The 21,623-nt window shown below is 38.7% G+C and carries 20 protein-coding genes; 4 read left to right on the plus strand and 16 right to left on the minus strand.

Features of this window, described 5'->3' with window-relative positions; translation table 11 throughout:
• Positions 1–13: 13 nt before the first annotated feature.
• From AC1VNJ_RS18135 to AC1VNJ_RS18145, 3 genes are read right to left on the minus strand one after another with little or no spacing between them, the layout of a single operon-like run.
• Entirely contained in the window at positions 14–1,240 is a 1,227-nt protein-coding gene (locus tag AC1VNJ_RS18135; RefSeq protein ID WP_165635855.1) for a dihydrolipoamide acetyltransferase family protein, read from the minus strand.
• 25 nt (positions 1,241–1,265) lie between these two features.
• Positions 1,266–2,300 carry an alpha-ketoacid dehydrogenase subunit beta gene (locus AC1VNJ_RS18140; RefSeq protein WP_028413711.1) on the minus strand — a complete coding sequence of 345 codons (1,035 nt, stop codon included), beginning with the start codon at positions 2,298–2,300 and terminating at the stop codon, positions 1,266–1,268.
• 18 nt (positions 2,301–2,318) lie between these two features.
• Positions 2,319–3,311 (minus strand): thiamine pyrophosphate-dependent dehydrogenase E1 component subunit alpha, encoded by a 993-nt coding sequence (locus AC1VNJ_RS18145; protein ID WP_375547057.1) that lies wholly within the window; start codon positions 3,309–3,311, stop codon positions 2,319–2,321.
• 456 nt (positions 3,312–3,767) lie between these two features.
• Between AC1VNJ_RS18145 and AC1VNJ_RS18150 the strand changes: the two genes are divergently transcribed.
• Positions 3,768–5,102 carry an ArsB/NhaD family transporter gene (locus AC1VNJ_RS18150; protein WP_013082773.1) on the plus strand — a complete coding sequence of 445 codons (1,335 nt, stop codon included), beginning with the start codon at positions 3,768–3,770 and terminating at the stop codon, positions 5,100–5,102.
• 79 nt (positions 5,103–5,181) lie between these two features.
• On the opposite strand, the gene AC1VNJ_RS18155 is transcribed toward AC1VNJ_RS18150, so the two are convergent.
• From AC1VNJ_RS18155 to AC1VNJ_RS18165, 3 genes are all read right to left on the minus strand, one after another.
• A complete protein-coding gene (locus tag AC1VNJ_RS18155; protein WP_049164121.1) occupies positions 5,182–6,558 on the minus strand; it encodes an NCS2 family permease in 1,377 nt (458 codons plus the stop codon).
• Positions 6,559–6,813: 255 nt separating this feature from the next.
• Positions 6,814–7,140, minus strand: coding sequence for a Na-translocating system protein MpsC family protein (locus AC1VNJ_RS18160; protein ID WP_014460548.1), 327 nt, complete (start codon positions 7,138–7,140; stop codon positions 6,814–6,816).
• A 37-nt stretch (positions 7,141–7,177) separates the two neighbouring features.
• Entirely contained in the window at positions 7,178–8,614 is a 1,437-nt protein-coding gene (locus AC1VNJ_RS18165) for an NAD(P)-binding domain-containing protein (RefSeq protein ID WP_049164117.1), read from the minus strand.
• Positions 8,615–9,005: 391 nt separating this feature from the next.
• Here AC1VNJ_RS18165 and AC1VNJ_RS18170 point away from each other — a divergent pair, with 391 nt between their 5' ends.
• On the plus strand, positions 9,006–9,908 hold the full coding sequence (locus tag AC1VNJ_RS18170) for a COX15/CtaA family protein (protein ID WP_049164113.1): 903 nt from the start codon (positions 9,006–9,008) through the stop codon (positions 9,906–9,908).
• Between the two features lie 43 nt (positions 9,909–9,951).
• Here AC1VNJ_RS18170 and AC1VNJ_RS18175 read toward each other — a convergent pair whose 3' ends face one another.
• The 7 genes from AC1VNJ_RS18175 to AC1VNJ_RS18205 form a co-directional block, all read right to left on the minus strand.
• The gene (locus AC1VNJ_RS18175; protein ID WP_048021377.1) at positions 9,952–10,836 is read right to left on the minus strand and encodes an SDR family oxidoreductase; all 885 of its coding nucleotides are present in this window, start codon (positions 10,834–10,836) and stop codon (positions 9,952–9,954) included.
• Positions 10,837–11,177: 341 nt separating this feature from the next.
• Entirely contained in the window at positions 11,178–11,672 is a 495-nt protein-coding gene (locus AC1VNJ_RS18180) for a universal stress protein (RefSeq protein WP_026106550.1), read from the minus strand.
• A 150-nt stretch (positions 11,673–11,822) separates the two neighbouring features.
• Positions 11,823–12,119, minus strand: coding sequence for a cytochrome o ubiquinol oxidase subunit IV (gene cyoD / locus AC1VNJ_RS18185; protein ID WP_028413717.1), 297 nt, complete (start codon positions 12,117–12,119; stop codon positions 11,823–11,825).
• Entirely contained in the window at positions 12,120–12,719 is a 600-nt protein-coding gene (gene cyoC, locus AC1VNJ_RS18190; RefSeq protein WP_108674616.1) for a cytochrome o ubiquinol oxidase subunit III, read from the minus strand.
• A 1-nt stretch (position 12,720) separates the two neighbouring features.
• Positions 12,721–14,688 (minus strand): cbb3-type cytochrome c oxidase subunit I, encoded by a 1,968-nt coding sequence (locus AC1VNJ_RS18195; RefSeq protein WP_482641150.1) that lies wholly within the window; start codon positions 14,686–14,688, stop codon positions 12,721–12,723.
• Between the two features lies 1 nt (position 14,689).
• A complete protein-coding gene (locus tag AC1VNJ_RS18200) occupies positions 14,690–15,628 on the minus strand; it encodes a cytochrome c oxidase subunit II (RefSeq protein ID WP_049166357.1) in 939 nt (312 codons plus the stop codon).
• Between the two features lie 584 nt (positions 15,629–16,212).
• A complete protein-coding gene (locus tag AC1VNJ_RS18205; protein WP_028413721.1) occupies positions 16,213–16,677 on the minus strand; it encodes a hypothetical protein in 465 nt (154 codons plus the stop codon).
• A 220-nt stretch (positions 16,678–16,897) separates the two neighbouring features.
• Between AC1VNJ_RS18205 and AC1VNJ_RS18210 the strand changes: the two genes are divergently transcribed.
• Together AC1VNJ_RS18210 and AC1VNJ_RS18215 are read left to right on the plus strand one after the other, a co-directional pair.
• Positions 16,898–17,320 carry a CBS domain-containing protein gene (locus tag AC1VNJ_RS18210; RefSeq protein ID WP_013056563.1) on the plus strand — a complete coding sequence of 141 codons (423 nt, stop codon included), beginning with the start codon at positions 16,898–16,900 and terminating at the stop codon, positions 17,318–17,320.
• 65 nt (positions 17,321–17,385) lie between these two features.
• Positions 17,386–17,511: a hypothetical protein gene (locus AC1VNJ_RS18215; protein ID WP_013056562.1), complete on the plus strand. Its 126-nt coding sequence runs from the start codon at positions 17,386–17,388 to the stop codon at positions 17,509–17,511.
• A 59-nt stretch (positions 17,512–17,570) separates the two neighbouring features.
• Here AC1VNJ_RS18215 and AC1VNJ_RS18220 read toward each other — a convergent pair whose 3' ends face one another.
• The 3 genes from AC1VNJ_RS18220 to AC1VNJ_RS18230 all read right to left on the minus strand — a co-directional run bounded on the left by AC1VNJ_RS18220 (position 17,571) and on the right by AC1VNJ_RS18230 (position 21,615).
• A complete protein-coding gene (locus AC1VNJ_RS18220) occupies positions 17,571–19,181 on the minus strand; it encodes a long-chain-fatty-acid--CoA ligase (protein ID WP_255256876.1) in 1,611 nt (536 codons plus the stop codon).
• Between the two features lie 16 nt (positions 19,182–19,197).
• The gene (locus tag AC1VNJ_RS18225) at positions 19,198–20,181 is read right to left on the minus strand and encodes an NAD(P)H-dependent flavin oxidoreductase (RefSeq protein ID WP_034264623.1); all 984 of its coding nucleotides are present in this window, start codon (positions 20,179–20,181) and stop codon (positions 19,198–19,200) included.
• 150 nt (positions 20,182–20,331) lie between these two features.
• Positions 20,332–21,615, minus strand: a complete 1,284-nt coding sequence (locus AC1VNJ_RS18230) for an MFS transporter (RefSeq protein WP_051137088.1) — start codon at positions 21,613–21,615, stop codon at positions 20,332–20,334.
• Positions 21,616–21,623 lie beyond the last annotated feature (8 nt).

Consider the following 21,623-nt stretch of genomic DNA (forward strand, 5'->3'; position numbering starts at 1 on the left):
ATGCACCACCTTTCTATAAGAGTAGTAAAATAGGTTGCTCTAAGTATTGTTTAATAGTTCCAAGGAAATTAGCTGCAGGTGCTCCGTCCAGTACGCGATGATCAAACGTCAGGCTTAAAGGCAGAACGTTTCTTCTTTGTAAATTCTCTCCTATATACATAGGTACATCTTCAGTAGCTCCCACACCAAGGATTCCTGTTTCAGGCGGGTTCAATACAGGTGTAAAATACTCTACTCCGTAGGCACCGAGATTAGTAATAGTGAATGTGGAACCTTGCATGCTATCAGTACTCAACTGACCTTGCCGAGCATCTGCTGCTCGTGTTTTTATCTCTGCAGCTAATTCAACTAACGGCATTTTTTCAGCATGTTGCACAACAGGAACAACTAGCCCATTTTCTAAAGCCACGGCCATTCCAAGATGAACATGATGATAGAGATGAATTTCGTTATCGATATACGCACTGTTCATTTGCTTGTGTTCTTGAAGTGAAAGAACAACAGCGCGAGCAATAAAATCAGTTAGAGAGATTTTCACCTTATGGCGTTGTTGAATCACTTCTTTAATTTCTCGTTGAAGAGACAGCAAATCCGTCACGTCAGCTTTCATATTAATCGTTAATTGAGCACTGTTTAGTAAGCTATTATGCATTCGGCCTGCAATGACTTTCCTCATCCCCGCTACTGGAAGCGTTTCTTTTTTTGTAGCTTTATCTATTTCAACTGGTGGATGACTTGTTTCTGAAGCTTTTTCTGTCAGCACTTTCTCTACATCCGCTTTTGTGATTCTTCCTTTTGGTCCCGTGCCTTTAATCATTTCAATGTCAAGGTTTTCAGATTCTGCTATTTTCCGTGCAATTGGTGAAATGCGCACAGTTTCTTTGCTCTTCTTTGATGAAGCTACGTTTGCTGGTGGCTCTTCTAAAGAGATAGTGGCGGCTACCTCGTTTTTAGGAGCCTGAAGCTCATTTGCTGAACTGCTTTGCTCAGTAAGCTGCTCGTTTGGATTTCCAACATAACAGATAATCGTTCCAGGAGGCACACCTACATCTTCTTGCACAAGGATATCAAGAATCACACCGTCCTGCGGTGCTTCAATTTCCATTTCTATTTTTTCAGAATTAATACTTGCAATCATATCTCCTTTTGAAACGGAGTCTCCCACTTTTTTATTCCATGTCGAAACGGTTCCTTCTTTCATTGCCATACCTAGTTTTGGCATTACAACCTCTGCAGCCATTTGCTTCCTCCTCCTTTCTCTTTACTTACACGCTTAGAAGCGATTTATCTCCTAGCAACTCCGATACAACTTCAATTACTTTTTGCGGTGTTGGCAGATAAATATCTTCTAATGGAGGTGAAAATGGTACAGGTGTATGTGGTGCTGTAATTCGTTTAATAGGTGCATCAAGCATATCAAATCCTTTATCAGCAACTAGCGCAGCAATATCTGTTGCGATGCTGCATCTTGGGTTAGCTTCGTCAATAACAATTAATCGATTCGTTTTTTCTACAGAAGAAAGAATCGTCTCTTCGTCAAAAGGTGATAGACTTCTAGGATCAACTACTTCTACGTCAATTCCTTTGTGAGATAATTGATCTGCGGCTGTAAGTGCAGTATTTACTTGTTTGCCAATCGCTACAATAGTTAAATCTGTTCCTTCGCGTTTCACGTCTGCTTTTCCTAATGGAATCGTATAATAGCCTTCAGGAACCTCACCTTTCATGTTGTACAATGTTTTGTCTTCAAAAAAGATAACCGGATCATTGTCTTCAATTGCTGCTAATAATAAACCTTTTGCATCGTAAGGGGTAGAAGGCACCACTACTTTAATGCCAGGAATGCTAGTAAACAAAGCATACAAGCTCTGAGAATGCTGAGCCGCAGCTCTGAATCCAGCTCCATGAGTCGTTCGAATCGTGACGGGCACTTCTGCTTTTCCTCCGAACATGTATCTAAATTTTGCGCCTTGATTCAGCACTTGATCTAAGCAGCAGCCAATAAAGTCATTAAACATTAATTCTGCAACCGGTCTTAACCCCGTAGCTGCCGCTCCCATTGCAGCTCCTATATAAGCTGCTTCTGAAATAGGCGTATCAAGAATTCGTTCACGTCCAAATTCTTGTACAAGTCCCTTTGTCACTCCAAGGACACCGCCCCAAGCCTCATCATCTTGCAGGTGGTCAATTTCCGCTCCGCCAGCTACATCTTCTCCCAGCAGAATCACATTCTCATCTTTTCGCATCGCTAGTTTCATTGCTTCATTGATAGCTTCAGACATACTTAATTTTCTAGTCATTTTCTTTTCCCCCTTTAATTAGTAAGATACATAAACATCTGTTAATAGTTCGGAAGCATCAGGATAATCGCTTGTTTCTGCTAGCTCAACTGCGCGTTTTACTGCTTTTTCTACGTCACTTTCAATATCTCTAAGCTCTTTTTCTGTTACTACTTGTTCTGAAAGCAAATAGTTTTCAAAAAGAGCAATCGCATCTTTTTCCTGAAGATGTTCTTTCTTTTCACTGCCTGATTTATACGTTTGTGCGTCGCCTTCGAAATGCCCGTAATTTCGATACGTTACACATTCAATTAACGTTGGGCCTTCCCCTCTGCGAGCTCGTTGAATCGCTTCAGCAGCTGCTTCATAAACAGCCATCACGTCTTTTCCATCCACTCGTACGCCTGGAATATTGTAAGATGCGGCACGGTCTGCAATCGTGCTGCAGCTTGAAGCATAAGAAAAGGGAGTTGCCTCTCCGTAGCCATTATTCTCAGCAACAAAAACAACAGGCAGTTTCCAAATGGCTGCTAAGTTAGTTCCTTCATGAAACGTTCCTTCATTGCCCGCTCCGTCTCCAAAAAAGCAAACGCTTACATCTTTTGTCTTTTTATATTTAGCAGTTAAAGCAGAACCACATGCAAGCGGAAATCCTCCTCCTACAATTCCATTTGCTCCTAAAATTCCTTTATCTAAATCCGCGATATGCATAGATCCGCCTTTTCCTTTGCCTAACCCGGTTACCTTCCCAAATAGTTCAGCCATCATTCCATCTAAATCGCCGCCTTTAGCAATACAATGACCGTGTCCACGATGAGTGCTCGTAATACTGTCACTGTCATTAAGGTGAGCGCACATTCCAACCGCTATCGCTTCTTCACCTGCATACAGATGAACAAAACCAGGCAGTACACCTTTTGCAAAAATTTGATGTACTTCATCTTCAAACTTTCGAATTTCTACCATTTTCTGATACATCCAGCTGGCTTTTTCTTTCGTAAGCTTTTCTGTTTTATTTTGAGCAGTTTTCATTATGGTAAGCCTCCTCATTTGATTATCAAACTTCACTTAATTACTCTTGCAAGTACCGTGCCAACATGAAAACCGCTTTATCTTAGCAATCCATTGTTTTATTTGCTCTCACAAAGTTAGACAAAATTGGACACTGTTCCAACTTTGTCTAACTTTGTCCAATTTTAGAGGAATCAATTATGTAAACTGAATTTAAGGTGCATAATAAGCGTGTGGGTTGAAAATTACATGAATAATTAGCAAGAAAGCTTTTATGTAAATATGATATAATGCTGAAGGAATCGTCTTCATTTTGAAGAACACCAAAGCTTTTAAAGGAGGTTGGTTAAAGGAAAGCGGATTTTATAGAAGTTTCACCGTAAAGTTGGATGTAAATTAAACGATGAAAGATGAGGTGAAAACCTGGACAACATCCAAAGTTCTCGTCACTAGATGACATATCGCCAGGTTACTGTTATGCACAATGCAATTCAACACATTACAAGTTTTCATGTATACGCAGCCATTATTATATTTATCATTACATATTTTTTGATTATGACCGAGAAGATCAATCGCGCTTCAGCAGCTCTTTTAGGTGCTATATTAATGATTTTGTTAGGTATTGTCGATTTTAATAATGCTATTACCGAACACATTCAGTGGGAAACAATTGTCCTTCTTATGGGTATGATGATTTTAGTCGGCATCACAAACAAAACAGGCGTGTTTCAATACGCAGCCATCAAGTCTGCTAAAATTGCTAAAGGTGATCCGGTTCGAATTCTAGTTATTTTATCGATTTTAACAGGCGTCGGATCAGCTTTTTTAGACAATGTGACAACCGTGTTATTAATTGTTCCCGTTACATTTTCGATTACTACTATCTTAAACATTAATCCTTTTCCGTTTCTTATATCAGAAGTGCTGTTTTCAAATATTGGAGGAACGGCAACTTTAATAGGCGACCCGCCTAATATCATGATTGGGGCAGCGAACCCTCACCTTGATTTTAATGCTTTTTTATTAAATTTAACTCCTGCAGTACTGATTATCGGTGTTGTTACACTGGGGATTCTTGTTCTTATCTATCGTAAAAAGTTAAAAGTAGAAGATAGTAAAAAGCAAGAGCTAATGAGTTTAAATGAAAAAGATTATATTCAAGATTCTGTTTTAATGAAAAAATCGTTAACTGTATTAGTATTAACGATTCTAGGTTTTACCCTGCATTCTGTTTTGCACATTGATGCGGCTATGGTAGCCATTACAGGTGCTGCTGTACTACTGGTAATTGGATTAAGAACTCATGATGAAGTAGAAAGCGCATTTGATTCTGTTGAATGGACAACCATTATTTTCTTTGCAGGTTTGTTTGTTCTTGTCGGAGGCTTAATCGATGTAGGCATTATTAAAAAGCTGGCTGCTGGCGCGTTGAACGTTACAGACGGCAATATCGCACTGTCAGCTTATCTCATTTTGTGGATTAGTGGCATTGCCTCAGCTGTTATTGATAACATTCCTTTTGTTGCTACAATGATTCCACTTATTCAAGATATGGCTCATGGAATGGGAATGAGCCCTGATTCTGCTCAAATCAATGTACTATGGTGGTCATTGGCTCTAGGAGCATGTTTGGGAGGAAACGGTACGTTAATTGGAGCATCTGCCAACGTCATTGTAGCTGGCATGGCTGTAAAAAAAGGACATAAATTTTCGTTTATGGATTTTTTGAAAATTGGAGCTCCAATTATGCTTGTATCTCTTTTGATTTCAACGTTATATATCTTTCTTCGCTACCTTTTATTCCTGTAAAGAAAGAGCAATTAAAATTTACATGAACAGTAAAAAGACTTCTCAGCTGAGAAGTCTTTTTTGCTCTAGATATATGCGTTCAAGCAGCCCAGATGAAGTTGATAATAAAAGCGGCGCTAATGATGTACATAATCCAGTGGATTTCTTTCGCCTTGCCGGCTAACAATTTAACGAATGTATAAGATAAAAACCCTAGCGCTAAGCCTTCGCCGATACTAAATGTTAACGGCATCAAAATAATGGTGCAAAAAGCAGGTACAGCATCTGTTATTTCGTCGAGAGGAATGTTTTTAATTTCTGTTAACATGAGAGCTCCAACCATAATTAAAATAGGTGCTGTAGCAAAAGCAGGAATAATGCTGATCAATGGAGTGAACAAAATACTGACTAAAAACAGCATGGCAACAACCAGTGCTTTAAGACCAGTTTTGCCTCCTTCTGCAATTCCCGCAGCGTTTTCTACATACGCGTTCATTGCGGTAGATCCCATAGCAGCACTGGCTACAGTCGCAAGAGAATCTGCCATAAGCGCTTTATCTAACCCTTTAATTTCTCCTTTTTCATCCATTAGTCCAGCTTTTTTAGATAATCCAATCATCGATCCTAAATTATCAAATAGCTCCACAAGCGTAAATGAAAAAATAATAGAGAAAAGACCGTAATGGAGAGCAGATTTAATATCCATTTGTAAAAAAGTTTCTGACATGCTTGGCATTGAAAACGACACAACGCTGCTGATGCTTTTAGGTGCTTCTACTATGCCCAGCGCCATCCCTGCAATTGATACTAGTAAAATACTAATCAAAGCAGCTCCTTTAATTTTTCGAGCAGTTAATACAGTTACCGCGATAAAACCTAATAAAGCAAGTAATGGGCCCGGTTTTGTCAGTTGTCCAAGCGCTACTAAATTTTCTTTGTTGCTTACAATAATTCCAGCTTGCTTAAAACCGATAAAAGCAATAAATAGACCGATTCCAACGGAAATAGCACTTTTTAAAATAGCGGGTATCCCTTCAATAATCTTCTTGCGTAAGCCTGTTATGGTTAAAATAAAAAATACAACCCCTGAAATAAATACGGCTCCTAAACCTGTTTGCCACGTTAACCCTTCACCCAATACCACTGTATACGTAAAAAAAGCGTTTAGTCCCATTCCTGGTGCAACTGCAATAGGCATGTTCGCCCACAGTGCAAACAAAAGAGTTGCAAAAACAGTGGCAAAAATTGTTGCCGCAATTGCCGCTTCTTTTGGAATGCCTGCATCTGCTAAAATCGTCGGATTAACAAAGATAATATAGCTCATTGTCACAAAAGTCGTAATTCCCGCAAGAATTTCTGTTTTTACATCTGTTTTACGTTCTGTTAAATGAAACAGCTTATCTACCCATGAAGGATTAGGTGCTGATTTTTTTGTTAGTTCCATATGCTGAGTTTCCATTTTTTCATTCATCGCCACTTGCTTTTCACTCCTTTAATGATCGATTGGATTTTTTTAACTAGTTTTTACAGCCGCTTTATCAACAAGTGTATATTCAGTCATTTCCCCACTCCTTTTTTATGAAAATATGTATAAAAAGAGCCGTGAAAACAGAAGGAAACCCTTCTATCTTCACGGCTCTTTGCTTCTGTAAACAGAAGATAAGCATCCGTCTTTTACGTTTTTTGCAAAACAAACGATTTCATCGAACGTTTTGCCATTTATATAGAGAAGTTATTTAAAGCAAATAACCGTACAAGAATTCTCAGTAGCAGGATCATAATCTCTAAATAAAGAAGTGACCTGGATATCGAATAATAGCTCCACTTTTTGCTTTAGCATTTTTTTATATTTAGTCGACAAAGCCGCATCAAGAGACATCACTAATTCTTTATATTCTTCACTGAGGGCGTCTAGCGCTGGCATTCTTTTTGATTGAGCTAGTATAAGAATTTTATTATCAATAATATCTATTTTTTGAGTATTCACGCCTACATTAAAAATTTCTTGGCTAATTTGAGTATACAAAGTAGCTATCTTCTTTTTAGAGATCGGCTCCATATGCTTCACCTTTTTCATTGTTAAAAATGTAGTTTTATTATGTTGTTTTCACTTGATTAGCGTCTTTTGACCAGCTGCCGATAAATTCAGGCTCATTATAGTCAAAGAAATTGGTTAAATTCTCATGGCGGTTATCAATAAAAAGCTGATTGGCGACTTCTGATACGAGCTTTGGTATCGCATATTTCAGCCCTGAAAGAGCGGAAGCAGAAATTCCACAGCTAATTAAAGCAGAATAATTAAAAGCAAAAAGGCCATATACCATTTTTTGACCTTCCCCATTGCAATTTGAAAAAGCAAAGCCATTACTAAGGTAAGGGTGGGCATCCAATACTGGATTGGCAATTTCATGTGGTGCTTTGTAATGATCGCTCCAGCGGGCGATGTGTTTTTCAACAAGACGTAATTCTGGACGAAGAGCCGGATCTGTTAGAAGGCCTGTGCTAATAATTAAATAGTCAAATGTAAAGACTCCCTGAGGAGTTGTTACAACTGCTTTGTCCTGTTTTCCCTCGACATCGAGCCACGGTGCATGTACGTGCAAATGAAAACCTGGCCATGAGGAAGCGCGTCCAAATGTATCATTCGTAGGCGGCTGATTGTATTCGAAAAAATGAGCCATTACTTCATATTTTTCAGCATCTGACAGAGCATGAAAACGCTCAATCATTCCTGAAGCTTCCATTTGTCTGATTGGATTAATACGCGGAAGTTCTTTTCGTCGAACAAATACATGAGCTTCAGCAACTCCTTCGGAAAGCGCATAGTTGGCGTTATCAAACGCCGAAGCTCCTCCTCCTAAAACAGCTACTTTTTTGTTCTTTAACGTAGTAAAATCAATCGTTTGTGAAGTATGAGAATAAAGATGAGGCGGCAATTTTTCAGAAATCATAGGCGGGACATGCCACTCTCCTCCTCCTTGAATTCCTGTAGCTAGTATAACTTTACGTGCCATCAGTGTAGGACATGCAGCTCCATTTCCTTCAATATGCAAGCGATGAATACCTGTTTCCGTCGGCTCAATTAACGTTAATTTTATTTCATTTGCCACAGGAAGGTTAAGAATACTCCGGTACCAGCGTAAATAATTCATCCAGTCTCCTCTTGGAATTTTGTCAAGAGCTTCCCAGCCCTCTGAGCCAAATTGTGCTTCCCACCACGCTTGAAACGTAAGCGAAGGCATACCTAAATCGATAGATGTTAAGTTTTTGGGCGTTCTCAGCGTAATCATTCGTGCATACGTTTCCCACGGACCTTCTAAACCCGAACGGTTTTCATCAATAACAAGAATATTTGACACGCGTTCTCGCAGCAAGCCAAAAGCCGTTCCTAAACCGCTTTGACCTCCTCCAATAATGATTACATCGTATACGTGTCCACTTTTAGGGATAATTGGCTGTACTTCTGTTGGTTTCCTGAAAGAAAGGTAAGAAAGATCGGTTTCTACTCTTTTATTTAAAGCTTCTAAGCTCATCGTTATCTCTCCTTTCAATAAAGTTTCTCCGTGATAAAAAAGTTTATTTTATACCTAACATAAAATGATAGGTTTTATAACATCATTTGATTTATATTTATATTATCACTTTTGGAATATGATTGTATCTCCATTCTCTCTAAAGTTTTTTTTGCAAATTGTATAAAATCACTAATATAATTTTTTATATCTTATGTATGAAAGCATATTTACATTGTTCAAAAGGAAAAAAACATTACAAAGCTTAGTGAAGAAAGCTTTTCTGACATAAAATTTAAGGAAAATATGTGCGAGTTTGTGACAGTTATTTGTTAATTACGCTCTACTACTTGACTATCGTATTCATCAAATCTATAGTCATAATTAGTAACTCAACAAAGGGAGTCAACGTATGAGAAATTTATTTAAAATAACAGCTATATTTACAACGATTGTTATGTTTATTTTAATGATTGCCGGCAGTCTGGTCACAACCACAGGATCTGGATTAGGTTGCGGAAACGAGTGGCCATTGTGTAACGGGCAGTTAATACCCGAATACGCAGTAGCAACAATGATTGAATATACGCATCGTTTGATTACCGCATTTGCAGGTCTTCTTGTTTTAGCATTTTCTATTTGGGCTTGGATTCGTTATCGCAGAAACCGTGAAGTGAAAATTTTAGCGATCATGAGTATTGCATTTATCGTTATCGAGTCGTTGCTCGGGGCTTCTGCCGTTATCTGGCCTCAGTCAGCTGAGGCGCTAGCCCTGCATTTCGGTCTTTCGCTTATTGCGTTTACCGGTGTATTTTTACTTTCAATATTTGTTATTCAAAAGGACCGTTCGGATCATTTTATTAAAGGGGCCGTTACAGGCAAATTTAGATGGCTCGCATGGTTTACGCTTATATTTACCTACTGCGATATTTATTTAGGTGCATATGTGCGTCACAAAGGTGCAAGCTTAGCGTGTACAAGCTTTCCGGCTTGTTATGGCAACACTCTTATTCCAAAGCTATCAGGAACAACAGGCATTCACTTTGCCCACCGATTTGCTGCTCTTGTGCTGTTTGTTCTTATCATTTGGATTATGGTATCTGCTATCAAACAGTATAAAGAAACTCGCCGTGATATTTACTACGCGTCCATCATTGCAGTTGCTTTAACCTTTGCTCAAATATTTAGCGGTATCTTTGTTGTCATGTCTCGTTTAAATGTCTTTGCTACACTGTCTCACTCGGCATTTATTACAGCGTTATTCGCTACGCTTAGCTACATTTGTGTACAAACTTTAAAAGGTGAAAGACGATAAAACAAAAAACACGTGCAGTTCATAACTGCACGTGTTTTTTGTTTTAAGCTAGTTCTATTCCGCCTGTAATTCCGTAAACTTGAGCTGTTACGTAGCTTGCATCCGTTGAAGCTAAAAATACGTATACATTTGCTAACTCTACCGGCTGACCAGCACGCTGCAAAGGTGTATCTTGTCCAAAGCCTGGAATAGCGTCGCTTGGCTGCCCTCCAGAAATTTGAAGCGGCGTCCAGATAGGTCCTGGAGCAACGGAGTTAACGCGAATACCTTTTGGAGCTAATTGCTTGGCTAGTCCGCGAGTGAATCCGTTAATGGCAAACTTTGTAGCTGCATAATCTAATAAATTAGGACTTGGGCTATAGCCTTGTACAGAACTTGTGGTAATAATAGAAGCACCTGCCGGTAAATAAGGCAGCGCTGCTTTTACGGTCCAATATAAAGAGAATACATTTACTTCAAAGGTTTTGCGCAGCTGATCCGTTTCTAAATCAGCAAGATCTTCTACTGCCTGCTGTTTACCTGCTACGAGCGCTAAAACGTCTAATCCATCTAATTCTTTATAAGCTTTTTCTACTAGCTCCTTGCAAAAAGATTCTTCGCCTACATCACCAGGTATGAGTACTGCTTTTCTGCCTTCTGCCTCAATAAGCTTTTTTACTTCTTCTGCATCAGTTTGCTCTTGTGGCAAGTAATTGAGCGCAACGTCCGCTCCTTCTCTTGCGTAAGCGATAGCTGCTGCTCGGCCAATACCTGAATCCCCACCTGTTACAAGAGCTTTTCTGCCTTTTAATTTACCTGCACCTATGTAACTGTTCTCCCCGCAGTCTGGGATGACGTTCATTTCTTTTTGTACACCAGGCGGTTCTTGATACTGCTTTGGATAGTCTTCATGGAAATATTGAGTTAATGGATTATTTAACTTTGACATATTCGTCACTCCTTTATAAATCAACCTTAACCAACTAAGGAAAAGTTTTCTATATGCTTGTTCTTCCCCTCTTCTTCTTTCATAAACATGTTTGATGTGCTCTACTATCCTCACCTTTCTTTCTGCCATTCCCCTTCAATCAACAGCTGGATACATGAAAACTACATTCACCATCACAATAAAAAAATCCGAACGAGTCACGTTCTCTCTTGAGAACCTTGACTCCTTGTTCGGATCTTCTTTTAACTAAAATACGTTTCCCCCCACTCTTTAAATAAATGAAATGGTGAGAGCTTTGTATTTTGCTGTGCACAACAAGCTTTATTTCTCGTCTGTACCTGTTACTCTGTTAGTTCTACTTGTAAAGGCTTTGATTCCTCTTCAGCTTCTTTAGGCGTGCGAACGATTAACACATCACATTTGGCATAGCGTAAAATATGCTGAGATACACTTCCGATTAAGATACGCTCTACCGCGTTTAACCCGGTTGCACCGCATACAATTAAATCAACGTGCTTATCGGGAGCAATTTTTTTAGATATTTTTGTTTTAGGAGAACCGTGTTCAATTAAGGTCTCGACTTTCGTTACTCCAGCCTTAATGGCTAGGTTACTATAGTTGGTTAAAAGTTCTTCAGCAAATTTCTCTGCATCTTGAAAGCGTGTATCCGTATAAAATGCATAAGGTGATGGACTTAACGCCTGTATATCGATAACGTGACAAATTATCAAATGAGCGTTATTTTTTTTCGCACTGTTAACTGCTTTTTTGAATGCCCACTCCGCTTCTACAGAACCGTCTACTGCTACGAGGATGTTACGATAAGCCATATTCATCATAATCTCTCCTTTAACATTCGTTTATAAAGAACTTTCTTTGCTACACTTTTATTGTACTTCTTGCGCAAGCGAAAGTATGTGATTTTTATCACAAGTTATAGAAATTAATAAAAAATGGAGCCGCGCACATCGTACACGGCTTCATTTTTATTGAACTTGAGAGTTAAAAGTCATTATCCAAACAGATCCTGCTACAATCGTAATAACAAAAACGATTCCAAGTATTAAAGCCATCACATTATAACGAGGCTTCTCTCCGTCTTTAATATGCATAAAGAAAAACAATTGAACGAAAAATTGAAGCACGGCCATTCCTAGAATGCTAGCTAGTAATATATTTTTAGCAAGTACGTGGTTTAATACCAGCAGCAGAGGAATAACGGTTAAAATAATTGAGAAAATAAATCCGGTTGTATAAGCTTTTAACGACCCGTGGTTCTCCATCTACATCACCCCCATTAAATACACAACCGTGTAAAGGAAGATCCAGACGGCATCAAGAAAATGCCAGTATAAGCTGATAATCGTCACTTTTCGTTTTGTTACAGAGGTAATTCCGTATCGTTTTAACTGGATTGTAATTGAAATCATCCAAATGATTCCAACCGAAACGTGCAGCCCGTGTGTACTAACTAGTGTATAGAAAGCCGTAAAAAATGCGCTTGTGGAAATGGTTGCTCCTTCGTGAACCATAGTTTGAAATTCATGAATTTCAAGGCCAACAAAGCATACACCTAAAAGCAGAGTTACGATCAGCCAGCCAATTAAAGACTTTATTTTTCCTTTGTGCATGCTTAACACGGCCAATCCGCTTGTAAAGCTGCTCGTTAATAAGATAAACGTTTCAGAAACAAATCCTGGGACTTCAAAAAATTCCTTTCCCGTAAGGCCTCCTGCAGTATGATTAACAAGAACAGCATACGTAGCAAATAATGCTCCAAATAAGATGCAGTCCGTTACGAGGAAAAGCCAAAAACCCATAACTTTGATTTCTTCATCATGTTCATGATGATGTTCTTCGTGGTGCGCTGTCGCATATGCCATGTTACCCGACCCTCCCTACTGAATTTTCTGTATGTCGAATTTCATCAACGGGAATATAATAATCCGAGTTGTATTGAAAAGAACGAGCTAGTAAACAAGCTCCGACTCCTGTCAAACCGAATATCGCCATCCATACCCAGTGGAACGTTAAGCCAAAACCAGCAATGAACCAAAAAACTGACATAATAAACGGGATACCTGAATTCTTTGGCATATGAATTGGAGAAAAAGCCGCTGCTTCCTTCGCTTTTTTCTTTTTTCTTTCTTCTTTTATCGTCCACCACGCATCTTGCCCGGTTACTGTTGGAATCACTGCAAAATTGTAGTGCGGCGGAGGTGAAGGAATGGACCATTCTAATGTGCGGCCATTCCAAGGATCTCCTGTTACATCTCGTTCTCCGTACTTAATGCCATGAAGAATCTGCCATGCTTGAAAGATAAACCCTATGCCCATAAAGAAGGCTCCCACTGTAGAGATAACGTTCAGCGGTCCCCATCCCATGTCAAAATCGTACGTATAAATACGGCGCGTCATTCCCATAAACCCTAGTGCATATTGAGGCATGAAGCATACATAAATACCAATATTCCACGTCCAAAATGCCCATTTGCCAAGACGGTCATTTAACTTAAAGCCAAACATTTTTGGCCACCAATAGTACAAACCTGCAAAAAAGCCGAATACAACGCCTCCGATTAACACTTGGTGAAAGTGTGCAACTAAAAAGTAGCTATTATGATACTGATAGTCTGCGGGAGCTGCTGAAAGCATAACACCCGTTGCTCCTCCCACAACAAAGCACGGGATAAAAGCAATTGTCCATAACATTGGCTGGGTCATTTGAATACGACCGCGGAACATTGTAAATAACCAGTTGAACACTTTAACACCCGTTGGAATTCCGATAGCCATCGTCGTAATAGCAAAAAACACATTTACATTAGCGCCTGCACCCATCGTAAAGAAATGATGCACCCATGTGAAATACGATAGAACGCTAATAATCATCATTGAAAAAACCATAGATTTATAGCCAAATATCTTCTTTTGAGAAAACGTTGCAACGATTTCAGAAAAAATGCCGAATGCCGGAAGCACAACGATATACACTTCAGGATGTCCCCACATCCAAATTAAGTTAATGTACATCATCGGATTTCCACCGCCGGTCATGGTAAACAAGTGTCCGTCAAAGAAGCGGTCGATAAACAATAAAGCAAGCGTTACGGTTAATACAGGAAACGCGAAAATGATAATAATACAGCTTGCTAGAACAGACCACGTGAATAGCGGCATATGCATAAGTTTCATGCCAGGCGCACGCATTTTTAAAATGGTCATAATAAAATTAATTCCAGAAGCCAAGCTGCCAATACCTGATATTTGAATGCCCCAAATATAAAAATCTTGACCTGGTCCAGGACTGAACTGCATGCCAGAAAGCGGCGGATAACTCAACCACCCTGCATCTGGCGATCCTCCGATTACAAACGACAAATTGAAAAGCATGGCGCCAAAGAAAAATAGCCAAAAGCTTACCGCGTTTAAAAAAGGATAGGCGACATCTCTTGCTCCAATTTGAAGAGGTACAACAATATTAAAGAAAGCAAACATAAGCGGCATTGCCATAAATAGAATCATAATGGTTCCGTGCGTAGTAAAAATTTCGTTGTAATGATTAGAATCTAGAAAATGCCACTGAGGAAATGCTAGCTGCATACGCATCAATAATGCATCTACTCCGCCTCGAAACAGCATTAACAATGAAGAAAGCATATACATGATTCCAATTTTTTTATGATCCACCGTTGTGAGCCACTCACGCCATAGCCACTTCCACTTTTTAAGATACGTAAGAACAAAAATAATACCGGCTAGTGTTAACAATACGGCGACATCGGCTCCGTAAATCATTGGCTCCCCTGTCACAAAAAAATGAGATGAAAAATCTTTTAATTTGTCTAACAACTTAGTTTCCTCCTTCCTGGTGCTCGTGCTGTGTATGTGCTTGTTCATCAGAAGCCACATTCATTGTCTTCATGTCTTCATTTTTCATATGGTGATGCTGACTATAATATTGACCACCGTTTTTAATGACAGTTTCTTGGAATAAACCTTTAGGAATGGTAGAATACGATTTCTCTAAAGAAAGACCTTGTTTTGCAAGACTGTTATAATCAGCTTTTGTTAAAGCTGGTGCTGTTTCTTTTACTTGCCTTACCCACTGATTAAATTCTTTTGTCGATGTAGATTTAACTTTAAAGTTCATATGAGCGAACCCTTCACCCGTAAAATTAGCACCTGAACCAAAATATTCTCCCTTGTGATTAGCTTGTAGCCAAAGCCCCATGGCCATTCCCGGCATTGTATATAATTGTCCTCCTAGCTGGGGTACCCAAAAGGAATTCATAGGTGCATCTGACGTTAGCACGAATTGAACGGGCACATTCTTTGGAATTTCGACATAGTTGACTGTCGCAATATCTTGATCCGGATATTGGAATAACCATTTCCAATCAAGAGACGTTACTTCAATCGTTAGCGGCTTTACATCTTTTTTCGGCGGATCTACTAATTCATAAGTCGTCTTGGCCGTAGCGAAACCTAAAATGCCAATAATAATAATGGGGATGCCCCACCAAATAAATTCAAGACGCTTGCTATCGTCCCAATCTGGTCGATACGGAGCCTTGTTTCCAGGCTTATCACGGTAGCGTAAAACGATATACACAAGCAGACCTAAAACAGGAATAACGACAATTGCGCATAAAATTATGGAAAAAATAATTAACTGGTATTCTTTTTGAGCTACCGCCCCCTGTGGATTTAAAATCAAATAACGACTATCACAGCCTGCTAAAAAAATTGTGATGAATACGGAGAGAATGATTAACTTGACAATATGCATTGATTTTTGCTTTCTCACCTCAGCTCAGGCTCCCTTCCTTTAAATCTCTGTACATAATAATGGTATATAAACGTTCATATTAGAGATGCATCTCAACAGATCAAAAGGCTAAAAACCTCCTAACATATTGAAGTTTGTCATGACATATTGCTTACTCCTAAAAAATTATCATGTTGTATGTTTAAAAGGTGTGATATTTCTCACACTTGAAGCAATTTTTATTTAGTTTAAATGGCTTTACCATAATTTCGTCACATATTTGGTTAAATGTGGTGTGAAATATCTTTCTCCTAGCGCGTAGATTCTGATAAAAGTAAAAAAGCTCTTCCAGTTCTTATTAACTGGAAGAGCTTTTTGGGAGTAATGAAGTATGGAGCTTTATTTCTTACTAGTTTGTTTGCTTTACTTGCTGAAACATCCAATCAATCATTTTTTGTTAAGAGAGTCACGACTTCCTTATATTCCTCTAGCTCTTTGGTCTGTGCGAGAGTATTGATTTTCTCTAGCGATAAAAGAGAGCTCTGAATGATAAACGTGCGAGGCTCATTATCATTTTGCAGTAATTCACGTTAACGAACTATCAGCTATTGCCTTCTCTTCCTTAATACATCTTCTATAAAATAATGATAGAAATAATTAATAAGAGCAGTGGCAATCGAGATCACAAAAAGTTGAAAACGCGTCATGTTGACCATTTTGTATACCTTTAATTTTTCTGCCAAACTGGTCAAGGGATAAGCAAATAGATAGTCAAATAGGATGTTAATTAACAAATATTTTTTGAAATTCCCATAGGTCAGCTTGAATACCCAAAAATTAGCTATAAAAAACGGTCCAAATATAAAAGAAACGTCGCTTGAAAGTTTAGGGAAAAGAGGTTTCCTCACTTTCCACCATGTAAAGCTTTTAGATAACTCACTGATAAAAGCAATAACTAATGAACTAAATGTCAAAACAGGTAGGTATCTTTTAAAGACAAATTTATCAACTTTTATTATAGACAGCCAAGGCAATAAAAGTACTGCCAAAAGCGTTAACTTTCCTTTCATTATGTACCCAACTCCTGCCGTTACGAAAATGTAAGCTAAACCATATTCTCTTTAGTTTGTGTAATAGGCTCTTTTTTATGTGTTTATTACACTGCGTTCGTTCTTTTATTCGTCTTTTATTACAAGATTTTTTGCTTTCAGGAAATTATTGATTCTCATATTCTGCATGTGCATGGAGAATATACGGAGGTGAATGTTTAATTAAAAGGAGGAATTAAAAATGACTACAGTACGTGAAGTTATGACTAAAGATGTGAAAGCTTGTGCACCGCACGACCCAGTAACAGCTGCAGCAAAATTAATGCGTGATATTAATTGTGGCTCTGTGCCAGTGTGTCAAGAAAATCGAGTAATGGGAATGATCACAGACCGTGATATCGTGTTAAACTGCGTGGCGGATGGAAAAGATTGCAACACTGTGCATTGCCATGATTGTATGACTAAAGATGTGATTACTTGTTCTCCAGATACGGATATTCATGAATGTGCACGTATGATGGCCGATCATCAAATTCGCCGCATTATTGTAGTGGAGAATAATAATATGGTTGGAATCTGTGCAATCGGCGACCTTGCGACAGTGAACGTATATGTTGATGAAGCTGGTGCAGCATTAAGCGAAATTTCTAATCAAGTTCATTAAAACTTTTTAGCATATAAATCCTTAATGTTTGTACAAAATAACCCTGTCTGCAAGGAGGTGCTAATATGCCAAATTTAAACGATAACAAATTTAAAAAGATTCAGTCTGAGAGTCAAAAGCAAGGAAAGTCTCAAGAAGAATATGCGGCTGAGCTTGACGCTAATCGTGCAAAAAGCCAAAAGAAAAAATAAGAATAAAAAAGGATTACAATCGGCAGAGGCTCGTTTGCAATCCTTTTTTTAGTGAAATCCTAATCTGTTTCTTTCTTTCTTTTCTCTTCTTCCTCTTCCACTAATGTGCGGCGCAAAATTTTTCCTACCGTGGACTTAGGCAGCTTATTTCTAAACTCAATCAAGCGAGGGACCTTGTACTTAGCTAACCTTAAATTGCACCATTCTTCTAATTCCTGTTCTGTAGCAGATGCATCAGTTTTTAAAACAATCGCAGCTTTAACGGTTTCCCCTCGATAAAAATCTGGTACTCCAAACACACATACTTCTTTTACAGCTGGATGCTGATAAATAATATCTTCTATCTCCACTGGATAAACGTTATATCCACTAGCAATAATCATATCTTTTTTTCTTCCTACAATATAGAAATAACCGTCTTCATCCATAGTAGCAATATCTCCTGTATATAGCCAGTCATGTCGTATTACCGCTTCTGTTTCATTCTCTTTCCTCCAGTAACCTTTCATTACTTGGGGGCCTTTAATAATTAACTCTCCCGCTTCACCAGGCATCAATTCTGTAATGCCTTTTTCAATATCTACAATTTTAGCATCTGTATTTGGGTAGGGAAGACCAATACTTCCTTGTTTTCTTTTTCCTACAACTGGATTTCTATGAGTGGTCGGTGACGTTTCCGTCATACCATACCCTTCGAAAATGGGTAGATTAAACTTTTGGTCAAATCTTTGAAGGATCTCTATAGGGAGAGACGCTGAACCACTACTGCAATATTTAAAGCATGATAAATCCTCAGCTGTTAAATCTGGATGGTTAAGTAGCGCTACATACATAGTTGGTACACCTGGAAAAATGGTTGGTCGGTGCTTTCGAATTAAATTTATGACTTCATTTATCTCAAACCTTTCTACAGCAATGTACGTTGAAGCAGAAAAGATAGAACAATTCATACGAGCCATGCCATATACATGAAATAACGGCGCTAAACCTAGCATTCGTTCAGGTGATTCTTGATGTGGAAGAACGTTTAATGTACAGGAAAGATCTTGATAGACATTGGAGAACAAGTTAGAATGAGTCAGCATGACTCCTTTAGACTTACCTGTTGTTCCTCCTGTATATTGCAAAACCGCTAAGTCTTCCTTGGGTTCAATTTTAAGCTTTGGAAGTTCTTTCTCTCCTTTTTTAATCAAAAAATAAAGGTTATCTTCTTCATTTTGCTTGTTGTTAGTTGAAATAAAATTGAGTGGAGTCTTCAAGTTTATTTGATCTATTTTTGTCCTTTGGTCTTCACGACTAATAAACCATACGGCTTCAGAATCCTGTAAAATATAATCTAGTTCAGCCGTTTGATACATGGGGTTTACCTGTACAATAATTCCTCCTAAGCGTTGAACTGCATAGTAGGAGATAATATATTCCGTACAATTTGGTAACATTACAGCGACTCGATCTCCTTTACAAAATCCTTTTTGATGTAAAGCTGATGCAAGACGCTCACAGGCTGTCTTTAATTCAACATAAGTTAGCTCCTTTTCTCTTTCTATCACCGCTACTCGTAACGGGTAACGATGAGCTGAATGCTCCAACAAGTCATATAGCGTTAATGAAGGAATTTCAATTTCCTGAGGCAGAGATTCAGGGTACTTCCTATTCCCAATCCAGTTCACTATTCTCACCCCTTAACTATTTTAATTCATTAACTTTGCTCCACCTGTTTCCCATTCTTTCCACAGTGGCTTTTGCCTCATTTACTACTCCTAAAATGATTTCTTGTACCGTTTTTATCTCTTGAATTCTGGCCACAGATTGACCGCATGAAAAGATTCCTGCATCGATATCTCCTTCGTTATATACCCGCACAGCCTTTTTCCCTGAAATTAGTGGCAACAGTTCTTCTAGTGAAGCCCCTCTACTTTCAGCATCCATCACTTGTAAAGCCATCGCATTTCGAGCGACTCTTGAAGTTGAACCAATTGTTTTTTGAATTAATGCCGTATCTCCTTCTGAAGCTTGTACCATCCACTTTTTCACGTTGTCGTGGACTAGTGCCTCTTGAGAAGCTAGGAATCGTGTGCCCATAACAATACCTTCTGCTCCGAGAGCTAGCATGGCAGCCAATCCCCGTCCATCCGCAATTCCACCACCGGCAAGAACGGGGATAGTTAGTGCATCAACTGTTTGAGGGACTAAAACTATATTTCCCACATCTTCCATTCCAGGGTGACCTCCCGCTTCAAATCCCACTACAGTTACAGCGTCACATCCTACTCGTTCAGCCGTTTTTGCATATTTCACTCCGGCAACTTTATGAATAACGACTACGTTATTGTCTTTTAATACTTTCATATATGGCTCAGGGCTTCTGCCAGAGGTCTCTACAATACGTATACCTTCTTCTAGTAATACATCTATATAGGCTTCGTTTGGCATCCGCTTCACACTTGGAAATAAGTTAATATTAATGCCAATTGGCTTATCCGTTAATTCTCTTACTTTTCGGATTTCGTGCCGCAGCTCTTTTGCTGTTTCAAAAGTGGCCGATGTAATAATACCGAGCCCGCCAGCTTCTGAAACAGCAGCAGCTAAAGGAGCTCGTCCAATTCTAAATAAACCTCCGCAAATAACCGGATATTGAATATTTAGCAACTCTGTAATACGGGTTTTCATCTTTTACCCTCCTTTTTATAGCCATTTATATTAGGTATATTCAACGTCTTTATGAGAAAATAATTAGTTGATTAAAATGGCGTCGCCTCATAAGACTATGCCATCCTTAGTCGCGAAGGTTTGTCTTGTGCAATAATCGATTGTTTTAGGTTATGAATATTTTATATTTGAATTTTCAGATAAATCATCGTGATCTAAAGCTTTCTTTTTTGCTCCAGATGGTTTGACAAAAAACGCAAATAGTATCCCAAAAACCAAAACGAGAATTGCCATTGAGATAATTGATAAGTTGTAACCTGCAATTTTGTTTGCTCCAGCTAGCCCAACGATATAACCAGTTAAAATGGGAGCGATAATTCCTGCGATATTACCTGAAGAAGTTAAAATACTTGTCATTAATGCACCGCGTTCAGGCCACTCATTAATCATAATAGTTGGTCCAATTGGCAAAATAGCGTAGGTTAAACCTTTGGCTAGACACATAGCGATAACCACCCATAGCGGATTTTGAAAGACTGTAATAGACGCTAATAGTAAAGCTCCTGCTATCATAGCTCCCGCTACTACAAATATCCTTGATATCTGCCAGCTTTCGTTTTTCTTAAACAAATAATCAGACAGCATCGAAACTCCTGTATAAATGAGCACAGAAACAATTCCAATAATCGCGACGCTATACCCCATTTCGCCAGGAGACATTTTTATTGCTTCTACTAGATAAATAGGTAACCAAACTGAAAACCAAACAACTAAAATATATGTTGAAAAATAGGCTAGCGTTGTAAATAAAGCTGAAGGAGACCCAAGGAGTTTTAAAAAATCTTTTACATTTATTTTTTCTAGCTGTGCTTTCTTTTTCTTTTGCACTTTTTGATACCTTTTCACTGGACTCTCTTTGGTAAAGAATTGAAACAAGAAAAACCACACAATACTCGCTAGTCCAAGACAAGCAAAAGCAGCCTTCCATCCTAATAGAGTAATTAGAGAAACAAGAAGCGGTGCGGCAATCATAGCTCCTACAGTTCCGCCAGCAACTACGATAGAATTAGCAAATCCTCTTTGCTTTGGTGGAAACCATTTATCTGCATGGTTATAGGCAACTGGACTAAATGGGCCTTCAAATGCCCCTAATAAAATTCGGTAAATAACTAGTAGTGGTAAAGCAGCAATAGCTAAGACACCAAATTGTAAAAAAGCCCATGTTAACATTAAAAAGCCAAGGACTTTTTTAGCTCCAATCCGATCGGCCCATGCTGCTCCGAAAATACCTGTTATGGGGTAAAGCCAGTAATAACTACTCCCTACAAGCCCCCACTCGGCATAAGATAAGTTCATTTCTTTCATGATAGGAACAGCTGCAAGCCCTATAATTGATTTATCTGCAAAGTTAATAACTGCGCCGAAAAATAGCATTAGAAGAACAAACCATCGCATATGAATCC

Source organism: Priestia sp. 3CA3 (assembly GCF_056836725.1).